The 13,936-nt window shown below is 68.5% G+C and carries 12 protein-coding genes; 5 read left to right on the top strand and 7 right to left on the bottom strand.

Annotated elements, in window-relative coordinates:
• Positions 1–35: 35 nt before the first annotated feature.
• The 7 genes from ACFYXC_RS33340 to ACFYXC_RS33310 form a co-directional block, all read right to left on the bottom strand.
• On the bottom strand, positions 36–887 hold the full coding sequence (locus ACFYXC_RS33340; protein WP_388921817.1) for a hypothetical protein: 852 nt from the start codon (positions 885–887) through the stop codon (positions 36–38).
• Positions 888–908: 21 nt separating this feature from the next.
• A complete protein-coding gene (locus tag ACFYXC_RS33335) occupies positions 909–1,643 on the bottom strand; it encodes a hypothetical protein (RefSeq protein WP_389555910.1) in 735 nt (244 codons plus the stop codon).
• A gap of 550 nt (positions 1,644–2,193) precedes the next feature.
• A complete protein-coding gene (locus ACFYXC_RS33330) occupies positions 2,194–3,195 on the bottom strand; it encodes a hypothetical protein (protein WP_389555909.1) in 1,002 nt (333 codons plus the stop codon).
• A gap of 78 nt (positions 3,196–3,273) precedes the next feature.
• Complete coding sequence (locus tag ACFYXC_RS33325) at positions 3,274–7,905, bottom strand: RHS repeat-associated core domain-containing protein (protein ID WP_389555907.1); 4,632 nt, start codon at positions 7,903–7,905, stop codon at positions 3,274–3,276.
• A 183-nt stretch (positions 7,906–8,088) separates the two neighbouring features.
• A complete protein-coding gene (locus tag ACFYXC_RS33320; protein ID WP_389555906.1) occupies positions 8,089–8,736 on the bottom strand; it encodes a hypothetical protein in 648 nt (215 codons plus the stop codon).
• A 191-nt stretch (positions 8,737–8,927) separates the two neighbouring features.
• Positions 8,928–10,445: a metallophosphoesterase gene (locus ACFYXC_RS33315; protein WP_389555905.1), complete on the bottom strand. Its 1,518-nt coding sequence runs from the start codon at positions 10,443–10,445 to the stop codon at positions 8,928–8,930.
• A gap of 46 nt (positions 10,446–10,491) precedes the next feature.
• On the bottom strand, positions 10,492–10,716 hold the full coding sequence (locus ACFYXC_RS33310) for a GntR family transcriptional regulator (protein WP_389555903.1): 225 nt from the start codon (positions 10,714–10,716) through the stop codon (positions 10,492–10,494).
• A 101-nt stretch (positions 10,717–10,817) separates the two neighbouring features.
• On the opposite strand from ACFYXC_RS33310, the gene ACFYXC_RS33305 reads away from it, so the two are divergent.
• From ACFYXC_RS33305 to ACFYXC_RS33285, 5 genes are all read left to right on the top strand, one after another.
• Positions 10,818–10,982 (top strand): hypothetical protein, encoded by a 165-nt coding sequence (locus ACFYXC_RS33305; protein ID WP_389555902.1) that lies wholly within the window; start codon positions 10,818–10,820, stop codon positions 10,980–10,982.
• A 161-nt stretch (positions 10,983–11,143) separates the two neighbouring features.
• Positions 11,144–11,818 (top strand): hypothetical protein, encoded by a 675-nt coding sequence (locus ACFYXC_RS33300; RefSeq protein ID WP_389555901.1) that lies wholly within the window; start codon positions 11,144–11,146, stop codon positions 11,816–11,818.
• A complete protein-coding gene (locus ACFYXC_RS33295; RefSeq protein WP_389555966.1) occupies positions 11,815–12,900 on the top strand; it encodes a hypothetical protein in 1,086 nt (361 codons plus the stop codon). The genes ACFYXC_RS33300 and ACFYXC_RS33295 overlap by 4 nt, the downstream gene beginning before the upstream one ends.
• Before the next feature lie 100 nt (positions 12,901–13,000).
• The gene (locus tag ACFYXC_RS33290; protein WP_389555899.1) at positions 13,001–13,204 is read left to right on the top strand and encodes a hypothetical protein; all 204 of its coding nucleotides are present in this window, start codon (positions 13,001–13,003) and stop codon (positions 13,202–13,204) included.
• A complete protein-coding gene (locus ACFYXC_RS33285; RefSeq protein WP_389555898.1) occupies positions 13,201–13,788 on the top strand; it encodes a hypothetical protein in 588 nt (195 codons plus the stop codon). Before ACFYXC_RS33290 ends, ACFYXC_RS33285 begins: the two co-directional genes overlap by 4 nt.
• Positions 13,789–13,936: the final 148 nt, after the last annotated feature.

Below are 13,936 nucleotides of genomic sequence, written 5' to 3'. Positions count from 1 at the left end.
GCCCCCGGCTGTCCCGCGCCCGTACGTCGCCGCGGTCATCGGCCGGCTCCGGCGGGGCGCTGCCCGTTCGGACCGCCGGCCGGTACGGACCAGGCCGCGCCGAACTGCTGGTAGAGGTCCGAGGTGACCTTGCGCGCCGAGCGGATGAGCAGCGACTTGTCGAGCCGTCCGCGCTTGCGGCCGGCCAACTGGTCGGCGCCCGAGGGGTCTTGGGCGACCGTGCCGACGACGCGGGCGCCGGTCTGCGCGGCCAGCAGCATGTCGTTGACCTGGTGGACGATCTTCCCGGAGTCGCCCGGGTCGGTGATGAGGACGACGCCTATGAGGGGCGTGCCCAGCGCCGCCGCACCCCGCGGTCCGCCGTGCAACTTGGCGGTGAGCGCGGCGGCCCGGTCCCGGACGCGTGCGATGGCCTCCGGCTCGGTGCGCGCGACCAGCAGGACGAGCGCGGCCTGGGAGAACATCTCGACGGCGGGGGTGTCCCCGCTGATCCGGCCGCAGTCCGCCATGACGTCGGCGGGCGCGTGCTCGGAGTCGGCGAGCTGTGCGAAGGCCCGGCCGAGGGTGGGCCACAGACCGGCCAGCCCGGCCGCCTGCTCGGCGCTCCCGAGCCCGACGAGCACGTCGAGGCCGCCGCTCAACGGCTGTACGTGGTCCCAGATCTGGTCCGGCACGAGGCCGCGGCGGGCCGTGGCGGCGATGGAGAGCATGCCGGTGTTGGGGTTCAGCGGTCCGCCGTGGGCGGCGGCGCTGCGGTACACGAGGTCGCCGCCGGCCGGGTCGGTCTCGGCGAGCAGCACGCGGCGCGGCCAGACGGCGGCGAGCGCGACGGCCGTCGTGGTGACGCCCGGGGAGCCTTTGTCCGCGGCGATGGCGATGAGGGCCATGGTGTGTGTGACTCTCCGCCGCTAGTTGCCGGGGACCTTGACGAGGGCGACCTGGTTCGCCGCGGCGGCGCGGGCCAGCGCGGCGGCATCGCTCTCGTCGACGGTCACGGTGACGCGCTTGTTGGTGCTGCTGATGGTGCTGTCGCTCCTGGTACCCGGCGCGGTGGTGACGCGGGCGTCGTCGACGAGGGGCGCGCCGGCGCTGCCCGCGGAACCGGTGGAGCCGGAGCCCGCCTCGTCGTCCGAGTTCGCGCTCGACGAGCCGGTGTTGCCGACCTGGTAGGCGGCCACGAGGTCGCCGACGGCGAGGCCCTCGGGGTACTGGCCCTCCTTGAGGGAGAGGCCGACGACGGCCTTGCCGGCCGGGAGGGTGCTCTGGGCGCCGAACATCTCGCCGATGACGAGGGTGCCCTTGTAGATCGTGGACTTGGCCTTGAGCTTCTTCAGGGCGTCGAGCTGGGTCCATCTGATGTAGTTGACCCCGGCGTCGTCGGCGACCAGGACCGAGTCCACCTTGTCGCCGACGGACTCACCGGCCTGGATGTCACCGGTCACCTTGATGACCTCGATACGGTCGCCGGCGCGCAGCACGAGCATGGTCGCCCCGAGCGCGCCCACGAGGATCAGCAGCACCGCGAGCGCGGCCAGTGCCGGTTTGCGCTCGCGAGGCGGCGAGGGAAGTCGCTCCCCCATCGTCGGCTGAACCGGCGCGGAGGAACGGTTGCTGCCCGCCCCCGTACGCTCTTGGATCTTCACGCGACCGCTCCCCGTACACCCAAGAAGGTTGTTGTCGTTCAGGACACTTGACGCACTTCGGCCACTTCGCCCTCACCGGGCGTGCCGCCCGACCTGGCCGACCTGGTCGGACACCCGGCGATCAGCCATGGCCGGAAGGAATGTCAAGTCATCGCACCGTATCAGCAGCACATAAGGCCCTCAAGGCGCGTCCGTGGCCTCGGACATCACATGCCCCGACGTTATCCACGCGCAACGCGGGTCGTTCGGTTCCCGCCGGAAGAAGGGGCTGCGTACGGGGCTGCCGATGTGCGACAGCGAATCAGGGTGCCGGGCGGGGACGCGTACCGGTCACGCTGTGTCCATCACTCCTGCACCGGTCGCTCACAGGGTTCCCTGTGGGGGCGGGCCACTTCGCAGCTGACCGAGGGACGTCCGCCGGGGAAACAGCCGAAGAGGTGAAGCCGGCGATCCCGATGACGGCTTCCGCGCCCGGCGCGACGGATGCGGCCGCCGCAACCGGCTGTCAGTCGTCATCGCGTTCCGGTCGGCGGCACGCAGCACCCTTTCGCTACTGCAGAACGATCCGGTGCGGATGAGCCCAGTCCGACGGACATACGAAGACCAGGAGGGAGCCTCCTCGCCCCACCACGATCCGGGTGGGGGTGTTCGCCTCGGTGTCGGCCACCTCACGGTCCTCCAGAGGGACCCAGCTTCGAGTTCCCCTGTCCCATTCCCTGCTGTCCATGGTGAGGAGGAGCTTCATCTCCTGTCCGCACTCGCACCGCACTTCCTGCGGGCCGGTGACGTGCCATGAGGCGAAACCGCCGACCTTCCATCCGGGTGGGATCGACAGGTCGAACTGGTAACTCACCGCGTTCTCGTCCTCCCAGTCCTGCCATTCGTCGAGCCGCGCCCGGACAGGAAACGGCAGAAGCCCGCCGTATTGGTGCTCAGCCACCTCTTCAGGATGAAGCACACAGGGATCCGGGACGTAGTCGTCGCGACCCACGACCTCCGGTTCGGGCTGCTCCGCCAGCACCTCCGTGACGTCCGCGACCGTGCGCCGGAACAACTGGACATCCACGTTCCGGTCCTCGCCGTGCGCGTTGAACGGACACCAGAGAACCTGCAGGAGATCCGCCTCGCCCGGCAGGCCGAGGCCCGGCACGTCTCGGGCGTAGAGCTGGGCGACCGGCAGCAGGGGAATGGGATCGGTGTCGCCGAGCCCCGGAGCGTGCCGGCCCCGGCGGAGCGTGTCGAGGATCTGCAGTTCTTCCTCGGTCGGCCCGGCCGGCTGCCCGGGAGCCGGTTTTCGGCTCCACGCCTCGGCGAGGATCCTCCTGCGCAGGCGTACATCACCGACACGGTCCCCGAAGCGTCGTTTGTGCGGCACCGTGCAGGTGGGCCACGGTTCGTCGGCGGGCCACAGCAGGGGCCCGCCGACCGAACTCCCTTCCCTGAGGGGCGTACCCGGGCGCGGGTGCAGCCGTGTCCCGGTGCCGCGGTACTCGGACAGCTCGGGGATGACTGCCTCGATGTCCAGGGGACGTTCCGGCGTCGTGCGGGTCATGCTCCTCCTCCGGTCCGGTCGTGGCAGCGTAACCAACGGGCGCGAGCCCGCAAGGCGCCGCCGCCGGGCACCACGACGTCACGGCGTGCGTACGCCGGAGGCGGGATTGTCGAGGAAACCACTGAGTGAGAACCCTCTGTTGCCGAAGGCGGAGAACTCCAGCCGGATCGGTATCGGATTCGTACCCGCGTAGATCGGTGTCACGTTGTACTGGACGATCTCGCCATTGCGCGCGGCATCGGCAACGGGCTTCTCGAACATCTCGTACATGTGCGGGTGATTCGTGGGATTCTGGGTCAGGGTCACGAGATTGTGAGGCGCGTTCGGTCCCTTCCCCGCTCCTCCGAGAGTGTTGGCCAGCAGATGTCCTCGCGCTTCGTTGAACAGCGTCCCCTGGCCTCGCCACCCCTTGGTCCACATGCTTCCCGCCTCCGAGCCCTGTTGGATGACCATCTCCCGGCGGATGCTCGCGGAGATCCCGGTGGGACGTCCGAGGTGGTCCGTACGTCCGTATCTGACACTGCCGCCCCAGCCGTAGCGATCGGGCCGGTTGGCGTAGCGCGGCGCCAGGCCCAGCGGGTCATATCCCTGCAGCGGGTTGGCCACGTAGGCGAAGGGGTTGGGGGCCGGCTCCAGTCCCAGGGGGTCGGGGCTGGCATAGCGGGCGGTCTCCGGGTCGTAATGACGCTGGTGGTTGTAGTGCAGCCCCGTCTCGGGGTCGAAGTACTGGCCGGGAAAACGCAGCGGCGTGTACGCCTCGGCATCCCGGTTCCAGGCCGTGGCACCCCACAGCGTGGCACGAGCGCGCCAGGCGACGTCGCCCTGCTCGTCGATGAGTTCGGTCGGCGTTCCGACGAGGTCGGTGACGATAGAGAAGAAGCGGGAGTCGACGTCGCCCTGATCCAGTGAATCGATTCTCCGGTCGGTCTGGGCGACGGGATGAAGACCGTCGTAGTCCCAGGTGGTCGCGATGGGGAGGGGCAGGTCGGGCCCGGTCGCGATCTGTTCCACCAGGGCCGAACCGTCCCAGGTGAAGCGGATCTCCTCGGCCACCGTCGTACCGTCCGGAGCCAGTCGCTGCTTGACCGTTCGCCGGCCGAACGGGTCGTAACGGTAGCGCCACACCGTGCCGTCGGGTGTCGTCACGGAGGTGAGGCGATCCTCCGCGTCCCAGGTGTAACGCCAGACATCAGCCTTCCGGGAGATCCTGGCCTTGCGGCGTAGGACGATGCGCCCCGCGGCGTCATGGACATAGTCCATGACGCCGGCACGGACGAGTCTGTTGCCCTCGTAGGCGCGCTCGCCCTGCGCCTCCGCCCCCGGGTGCCGGTCCGGCCAGGCAGCCCGCGTCTGGTTGCCGGCGGCGTCGTAGGCGTAGTTCTCGTTCCAGTCACGGGCCCGCACGGCGGTCACCCGGCCCGCCCGGTCCAGCTCGAACCGACGCGGGCCGCTCCGCTGGTCGTCGACACCGGTGAGATGGCCGTCACCACGGTAGCGATAGGCCCGGCGCAGCAGTGTTCCCGCGGGAGTGGTCACCGCCTGCTCCGCCACCCGGCCTTCCGGGTCCAGGAGGCGGCTGAACGTGAGTCCTCTGTCGGGGAATCTCCTGGAGGTCTCGCGTCCCGCTGCGTCATGGGAGAAGACGAGAGCGCGCCCCGCACAGTCCATACGTGACAGCCGCCCCGCGGCGTCGTATGCGAAGGTCGTGACCGCACCGGCCGGCGTCACGCGTCGGGCGGGGCGGCCCGTCCGGTCGTACGTACGCGACAGAGCCCGCCCGTCGACGCGCTCGGAGATCATGCGGCCGAGTTCGTCCCGCCGGTACTCCACTTCGCAGGAGGGTCCTGTCATGCGCAACAGGCGGCCCATCACGTCGCGTTCGTAGTGCGTCGTGTTCCCGTCGACGTCCTTCGCGGTGAGCCAGTCGAGCGAGTCGTACGTGTAGGTGACCCGTTGACCGACCGCGTTGACGCGTGCCGAGAGTCGGCCTGTCGGATCGTGTTCGTACTCCACGCGGCGTCCGTCGAAGTCGACCTCGGCCGTCAGTTGTCCCGCCAAGTCGTACTCGTACCGCCACGTCAGTCCCTGGGGGTTGACGACCTTCGTCAACTGCAGCGCCGCGTTGTGCTCGAACTCGTACCGGGATCCGTCCGGCCGGACCTCGGCGGCAAGCATGTCGAAGTGCGTGTACGCGTAGCGGGTGACGCGGCCCTCCACGTCGGTGTGGCTGAGACAGTTTCCCTCGCCGTCGTACGTCCACGTCTCCTCGGCACCCGCCGGACCCACCCGGCGCCGGAGTTGTCCCTCCACGGTCCACCAGAGCCTGGTCTCGGCGGCGACAGGGTCGAGCACCGCGCTCATACGCCCGAACGCGTCGTACCGGTAGCGGGTCGTCGCGCCCGTCGGATCCACCGTCTCCACCGGAAGACCCGCCGGATCGTTCCGGACACGGAGACTGTTTCCCGAGGGATCCGTCGCCGATATCAGGTGGCCGGAATCGTCGTACGCGAAGGTCGTCGTGGCACCCGACTCGTCCGTCACCGACAGGTGATTCCCCCGGTCGTCATAGGTGTGCCGGACGGTCGATCCGTCCTCCTGCACGAGAGTGATGGGGAGATTCAGCTCGTTGTACTCGACAGAGGTCTCATAGCCGTCGGGGCGCACGACCCGCACGGGCAGGCCGTAAGCGTTGTTGTCGATCCGCAGAGTGTTCCCCAACGCGTCCGTCCGAGCGGTCACATGGTGATGCCGGTCGTATTCGGTACGCGTCACCGACCCGTTGGGGGAAACCTCCGCAACGACCTGGTAGGCGTCGTTGATGATGTGCTTGGAAACCTGTCCTTCAAGGGTGACCGCCGTGGTGACGTGCATTCCGGGAAAAGCCGGGTCCGTTCCGCCATATTCGAGAGAAAGTGTGAAGTGTCCCCCTTCACCGCCTTCCGCGATGCACCGGTCCTCATCGTCGTACACATACTTGTAGCGACTGTTGTTGGAATCGGTCCATGAGACGACGCGCAACCTGTCGTCGTACTCGAAACGCAGTTGCAGGCCGGTGGATCCGTAAACTTCGGTGAGGTTTCCGTCCGTGTACCCGAAGCGTCTGACCGTGACGTCGGAGCCGTCCTCCGCCGCCCTGGCCAGTTCGAGCGCGGTGACACGGCCGTCTTCCGTGGTCAGTTTCAGGTGGTAGCCGCCGGAGGATCTGATGCCCGTGGGAAGACCGTGGACGTCGTACTCGAATTGCAGGAAGCGTCCGTTGCGGTCGCTCGTCCTGCGCAGTGGTGCGCAGCCGTCGGCGGCCGGCCTGCCGAAGACCGAAGTGATTCCGGTGAGCGGATCGCTCACCTTGTACCCGCCGTTCTCCAGTCGGGCGAGCGGCCATCGCTGTCCCGCTTCCGGAAATACCGGGGCCTCCGGTCCCTCCGGATGTGGATAGGACAACAACTGGCCGTCCTCGGTGACAAAAATGACGCCCTGTTCATCTATTTCGAGGTGCTGGTCGATGGTCGAGGACCACGAAGGCCCGAACCACCACCCCACGCGATAGTCGGACTGGACACGTCGCTGGAAGACGAGCGACAGGGCTCCCGGCAGTTCGACATCGGTCTGCGGGAGGAACATGAATCCTGTAGCCATGTCGATGGGGTCACTCAGACCGTTACGCACCTTGGTCTTGAAGCGGGCGAAGGCGTCTTTCGACCTCCCGAGCATGGCGCGTGCGCTTTTCCCGAGCCCGCGCAGTCCCGCGGCCATTCCCTTGAGACCCATCGCGCCGAGCCCTTTGAGCCCCTTGGCGAGTCCGCCGAGGGTGGTCAGCCCCTTCATCCCCGGGATGCAGTCCAGGGCGGCGAACGCCACATCCCACAGGGAGGCTTGCCCCTTCATGTACTTGTTGAGGGTGTCCGCGAGGACGACAAGGGCCGCGATCAGCACGATCGCGCCCAGGATCGGCCCCCCGATGATCAGCGCGATGATCCCCAGCACCGCGACGACGACCTTGCAGACGGCGACGATGGTGTCCCAGTTGTCGACGAACCAGTCGCCGACCTCCTCGTACCACTTACGGTTCTGAATCCCCGCATCCGACGCCTCGTCCAGCTTCCGCTTGGCCTCCCCGGCCGCCTCCTCCCGCATCGCACGCGCATCAGCAGCCATCTTCTTCGCCGCATCCAGCGCACTCTGCGCCGAGGACACCTCCGACCGGGCCGCCGTGTGCGCATCCTTCGCGCTCTGCGCATCCCGGGTCGCCGCCCGCACCTTCGCCTCGTCCGGCTTCTCGACGTCCTTGCCACCGGTCGGATCGCCCTTGTACTTGTCCGCCTCCTTGCTGGCGCGCGCCACCCACGAATCAGCCGACGACAGCCTGGACTTGGCGGAGGCGAGATCGGCCTGCGCCTCCCGCCCCTTCGCAAGCGCCCTGTCCGCCAGCGCCTGGGCACGCTCCAGCTGCGGCCAGTACGCCGCCAGCGCATCCCCCGCCAGGTCGTACGACTTCTTCAGCTTCTTCAAATTCTTCGGCACACCCGAGAACTCGTCCCGGAACACCTCAGCCGTCTTCCCCACCATCGCCAGGACGGCATCCTCACCCGCCATCCCCTGCACCAACCGCAACGCATCCCGCACATCGTCCGCAAAGTCATGCAGGCCCTTGGCCAGCGACTTCACCCGGACCGGATCACCCGGCGTCGGATCCCTCTCCAGATCCAGCACATGCCAGTCCGTCGGCCGAAACCCCGCCACACCCCAACCCCCGTCACAACCACCACCACACCGACCCCGTCAACCACACGTACGCACAAGTGAAGCTACTGGGTACAGGCGTTCGGCGAAAAGGTCACGGCGGCGAAGGAGACGACGAGGGCCTCCGCGCAGGTACGGCCCTACGCCACCGTCCTACTCCGCGAAACGGAACGTCGACGTGATCGCGTCGAAGATGTCGAAGAACGAGTCCGCGAGGTCCAGCACCTGACTGCTCCCGGCGACCAGGGCAACCTTGCCCTCCTGGCCAGGGACGGGGATGAACGTTTGCACGAGCACGGCACGGATGGTGCGGTTCAGTGCGTCACCGGGTACGGGAATGTCCTCGATGCCGTACGTCCGCGCGGCCGGGCCGACGCCCGGGATGTCCACCGTGGTCACCTTGCGCCACGCGTCCCCCTCCTTCTTTGCCTCGCGCACGGCGAGTTGGCTCGCCATGACCTGCGGGTCGGTGGAGAGGGGCTCGCCGTCCTTCGTCCGCCCGCCGACTAGTGAGACGGTGACCGACCCGGTGATCGGGGTGTCACCGCCGAAGCTCTCGGCCATGCAGCCGCAGTACAGCGCGCCCGACTTCCAGGCGTCCGCGGCGGCCTTCTGCAGGAAGGCGGCGTACGTGTCCCGGTACTTGGCGAGCTCCGGCTGCTGCCGCACCCGTTCGTCGACCATGCGCCGGATCGAGTCGTCCCGCGACTCGGGCCGCACGTCGAACTCCCACCACGACTCGGGCACCTTGATCCGGAAGCCACCACGCTCGATGGTGAGCGTTTCCATGTAGCGGGCCATGTCGGTTGTTCTCCCCGGTTCCGGCGGTCACGACGTCACGAAGTCACGACGTCACGAAGGGTACGGCGCGGGCTGGTGCGCGCACGAACCCAGCAGAGCCTACGCAGTCCCGTGGGCGCGGTCGCAACGGCTCATCCGTACGCGTCGGACTCCACGCCGGACTCCACGCCGGACTCCACGGAAGTGCGGCTTCAGCCGTGGGCGACGGAGAGCCTCGCCGCGGCCGGTGCGATGCCGGACAGGTCCCGCACCGTCACGCTGTTGCGGTCGCTGACCGAGCGGCCGAGTGCGTACTGCGGCCACAGGCCCGCCGCCACGCGCCGGCTGCGCTCGCTCCACTCGCGCGCCGGTCCGCTGCTGGTCTTGTAGTAGTTGAGGGCGTACCCGCCGGTGTGGACGCGCAGCAGGCAGAAACCGCCGGGGTACTCCTTCACGGCACCCACCTCCTGCAACGTGACGTGCCGCGCCTGCGGCAGGACCGTGCGCTTGTTGCGGTGGGTGTGGCCCGCGTGGTGGAGGAAGACGCCGGGGGCGGCGGCGTACGCGTCGAGGATCGTACGGGCCTGGCGACGGTTCAGCCGCTGCCCGCCCGTCACGGGGAAAGGCGAGTTGCGTACGGTCAGCGGGTGGTGCCCGAAGACCAGCGTGGGCTGGTCCGCGTGGTCCCGCAGCTGGGCCCGGAACCAGGAGAGCTGTCCGTCGGAGAGGCCGCCCGCTCCGGCCCCCTTCCCCTTCTTCTCGTAGGTGTCCAGGCCGAGGATGCGCAGCCCGCCGAGGTCCCGGGCGAAATAAGCCGCCCCGTCACCCGCCCCGCCGCCGGACCCGCTTCCCTCCCTTGGGAAGGCGTCCAGAAAGCTGTCCCCGCCCGCCGCCCCGGGGACGGCGGGCCCACGCCGGTCGTGGTTGCCGCGGACCACGAAGTAGTCCTGCCCGTGCGTACCGAAACCGTCCAGCAGCCGCCTGGCCTCCGCCAGGTCCCCCGGCGCCCCGCCCGCCGATATGTCCCCCGCGGCCAGCAGGTGGTGGGCGCCACGCAGGTGCGCCTCCTCCACCAGCGCCCTCCCCATGACCTCCGGGTACGGGGCGAGGCCGAGCCGTTGCGAGATGCCGCGCATCATCGGCACGCCCGCCACCAGCCCGGCGGTGGTCTCGCCGAGATGCAGATCGTTGCAGAGCGCGACGGACAGCAGGTGGCGGCCGGGCGGGGGTTGAGGCGTGGTGAAGGAGTACGGGCCTCCGTACGTGCCGAAGCCGTGGAAGGAGGTCCCGACGGCATTCCCCTTCACCAGGTGCAACGGGGTGGGCGTGGCCGCCGAACTCCGCGAACGGGCCTGGTAGTAGTACGTCTGCCCCGGCTCCAGGTCGGTCAACTCGACGTAGTGGTGGGCGGTGTCACGGCCCTCGGAGGCGGTCCGGTGCAACCGGGCGGGGTGGGTGCCGTAGACGACCTCCCCCTCGGTCACGGCGGGAAGCATCCGCCCGAACCCGTCGTCGCTGCCCTCCACCCCGGTGTGCCAGGTGATGACGGCCCGGTCCTCGGTGAGGGTCACCAGCTCCAGGTTGACGGCGGACACGGCGTCGGGATCGTGGGGACGGTGCGCCTGTGCCGTACCGCGACGGGCTGCGGAGTGGAGTGCGCGGAGGAGGGCGGGGACGAAGGTGGCGGCGGAACGCAGGACGTCGTGCGGAGCGGACAGGCAGCATGGCATGCCTGTTTTGTGCCCGCGTGTGGTGAACGCGAACTCCTACGAGCCGCTACTGCTCCTGACCGTCGTCTGTCGTCTCGGGGTACGCGACGAAGGTGCCCTTGGCGGGGAGGGTGACGACGAGTCCGCGCTCACGGAGTTCGCGGGCGGCCCGGCGGGCGGTGAGACAGGCGACCCCGTACTCCGTACCGAGGTCGCGTTCTCCGGCCGGCCGGGCCCCGGGCTGCGACTCGCCCGCCGCGATCCGGGCGGCGATGTGGTCCGCCACCTGCATATAGACGTACGCGATCTTGCTGGGGTCGATCGGTGAACCGCCTGTCTGCCGCCATGACTTCCACCGTAAAACAGCGCTGAGCTGCCGCCCGCTGCCACCGCGTGACGAGCCACCCGGTCCTGGTCCACGAGGTACACGCGGCGGCGGGCCCCGGCTTCAACGTGTACGCGCGCCCGGAGTGCGCGGACGGGTACCCGCCGATGACGGACGCGCCGGACACACCGGACACGCCGGACGCGACGAGGCAGCCGCGCGGGGACGACTGAGCCGTGCGCTTTCCGACACGATCAAGCCACACACGCGCTCGGCTTGCCCCGATTCCTCCCTGCCCGCCCCGGCTCGCGGGGAGGTTCGCGGTAGCGAAACCGTTCGCCCCACGGATACCGTCGTGGCTCTCGAATGCATCTCAGTCTCACGGGGGTTCACTGTGAAGCGCCGCACTTTGCCCGTTGCTACCGCGCTCGCCGCCACCGCAGCACTGCTGCTGACGGCATGCGGCGGCGAGGACGACAAGTCCAGCGACAACGACAAGATCGCAGGCGCGGACCGCTCCACGGACAAGCCGACGAAATCGGCAGAGCCGGCGGGGACGGCGAAGGACAGGCCGGACGGGGTGGACGTGTCCCTGCCGAAGGACATGAACCTGGACCTGGTCTTCGACTGGGACGCACCGACGGCGAAGAATGAGGCGGCGGCGATGGATGACGCCGCCAACTACGTCCGGGCCCTGTACCGGGGCGTAGGCAAGCGCACAGCCGACGATGCGGCCGTGGCCGCCTATTCCACCGGCGAGGGACTGCGCTACGCGGAAGTCCAGATCAAGGAATGGGTCAAGGGCGGCTGGACCGCCACCGGCACTCGACGTAACTACGACGCCACCACGCGCTCCACCACGAATGGCAACACTGTAGAAGTCGCGTTCTGCGCGGATTCGAGCAAGCTCTATGCCAAGGAAGTCAAGACGGGGAAAGTCCTGAAGACCGAACCCAGCCTTGAGGACTTCAGCCACTACAAGATCATCATGGTCAAGTTGCCCACGAGCGACACCCTTTGGCAGGCATCCAAGGTGTTCGTCGAGGAGGAGGCGACGAAGTGCCAGTGAACGCACCGCGGCGTACCTCCCTCGGCATCAGTTCAGTTGCCCTGACGCTGGCCTTCGGCACTCTCGTCCTGGCGGCACCCGCCCACGCGGCGGGAGGACCACGCGATGGCACCGGTGCCAGCAGTGACCAAGAGGGCGGCAAGAATGGCCAGGGCATCTACGCCGCCGCCCGCATCCAGTACTCCGGAGCGGTGACCAAGAACGGCGGCACCGGCAACGTCGCGTCCGCCGACGTCAACTGGTCGCCCCCGCCCTGCTGGTACGCCCCCTACCTCGGCGCCAAGGACTTCAAGAAGGAGATGTCCAAGAACATCGAGACCGCCAAGAACCAGCCCGGCATGACCGGCCACGCGGGCGCGGCGATCGGCGAGATGCAGCGCCACTACGAGGACGACTACGGCTGGACCGACACCCCCGGCTACAAGGACTACAACGTCGACAAGGACGGCGAGGGGATGTTCTGGGCCGCCGTCGAGAATCCCGACGAGCCGGACATCCTCAAGCGGAACGCATGCTCCGACCTGCCTTTCTGGGTCGACAACGGCGAGGCCCCGCCACCGCAGTACGAGCAGGCCATCACCCCGGAGATGCTGGCGGCCCTGGCCTACCAGCACATGGAGTTGCCGGGCACGAAGGTGACGCTGGCGCCCGAGGCCGTCACGAAGGTGAACCTGCCGACGTGGGCGTGGCTGGACAAGGCCGTGTTCGACGAGGTCCAGGCAACGGCGGCGATCAACGTCCCGGGGTTCAACATCCAGGCGACCACGACCGCGAAGCCCAAGTCCCTGACGCTCAGCCCGGGCACGGCGGAGGCCACGACGATCCCCGCGGACGGCGGCTGCCCCATCGTCGACGGCAGGATCGGCGAACCGTACGTCAAGGGCAAGGCGAAGCAGACCCCGCCCTGCGGCATCGTCTACCGCCGCTCGTCCGGCGGCGAGACCTTCCCTCTCAAGGCGGCCCTCACCTGGGAGATCAGCTGGACGGGCACGGGCCAGGCCGGAGCGGTCGCCCTGCCGGACGGCACGATCGAGGCGGTCCAGAACATCACGGTCGAAGAAATCCAGTCGGTGAACCGCTGAACGAAGCGACCGCCGGGCGGGGTCGTTGTCGCCAGAACACCAACGACCCCACCCCGGTCACTCACGTCACCGGCCGGCCGGCGTCCGAGTGGACACAGTCGTGGCTGCCGATCTGGAGCGGAAAGTGGAGTACGCCTCCCGTCGCATCGACTACGTACTGCCGGTCCCAGGCACCACCGTCGCCCAGTGGGTGACGGTCTGCTTCAGCACCATCGCCGACGGGGACCCCCGCAGTGAGTTCGCCGATGTCCTCGTCGAACTCTTCGACGCCGTGATGACCACGTTCCGCTGGGGTTATTCGTGATCTTCCTCGAAACCGATTCGGATCCTGCAGAGTGGCTTCTGATGCCCCTGAAGTGGGACAGCATCGACGAGCGTCAGGAATGGGCGCAGAAAAACGCTGTCATGCTCTGGCGACTGCGTGAGAAACGGCCCAAGCGACGTGAGATCCGCTCCTTGACAAAGCGGCTGGACATGCTGGCAGAGGGGATTCCCGGCCGGGTTCCCGCCCATCAGGTCTTTCTTTATGCGCCTGACCCACGCCGTATCCCGCTGGCCTTCTACGCCCTCACCGTTCCAGCCGAGGGGGATCGTGTGACCCAACTTCGCGAGGCCGTGCAGGCGGACAGGGACAGTCCGGTGCGCCCGACCGAAGTGGACTCCTTCGCCACCGAGCGGCTGGGCGAAGGACTGCGCTCTCTGCGGTACTGGGGTTCTCGCGAGGGAGCACTGATGATGTCGCTCAACTTCGCGTGGCGGTCCGAGCAGTTCGGGGTCGACCTGTCGGTACGTACGGTGGCCGACGATCCCGGTTGGCTGGCGGCGCACCTCGAGGAAGTGGACGTCTTCGCGCGGAGCCTATGGCTGACGGACACCGCAGAAGGCTGACCGCCCGGCGCGACGGGCAACGATGCCCCGCCGCACCCGCGAACTGGCCGGTGCGGCGTCTGTGCGCACCCTGCGGTAACTGCCGGCCGATCCCGATACGGACACTGAGTTCACCCAGACCCTTGTCGAGCTCTTCGATGCCGTGATG

This window comes from Streptomyces sp. NPDC002701 (genome assembly GCF_042889045.1).
In the GTDB taxonomy this organism is placed as follows: Bacteria; Actinomycetota; Actinomycetes; order Streptomycetales; family Streptomycetaceae; genus Streptomyces.
The sequence above is the reverse complement of the archived record's forward strand: the minus strand, read 5'-3'. Positions and strand labels throughout refer to the sequence as shown.

Bases quoted from the DNA above. Each gene is read 5' to 3' on its own strand.
- ACFYXC_RS33340 (WP_388921817.1), bottom strand. From the start codon at position 887: ATGGCCCTCATCGCCATCGCCGCGGACAAAGGCTCCCCGGGCGTCACC.
- ACFYXC_RS33330 (WP_389555909.1), bottom strand. From the start codon at position 3,195: ATGACCCGCACGACGCCGGAACGTCCCCTGGACATCGAGGCAGTCATC.
- ACFYXC_RS33320 (WP_389555906.1), bottom strand. From the start codon at position 8,736: ATGGCCCGCTACATGGAAACGCTCACCATCGAGCGTGGTGGCTTCCGG.
- ACFYXC_RS33315 (WP_389555905.1), bottom strand. From the start codon at position 10,445: ATGCCATGCTGCCTGTCCGCTCCGCACGACGTCCTGCGTTCCGCCGCC.
- ACFYXC_RS33310 (WP_389555903.1), bottom strand. From the start codon at position 10,716: ATGCAGGTGGCGGACCACATCGCCGCCCGGATCGCGGCGGGCGAGTCG.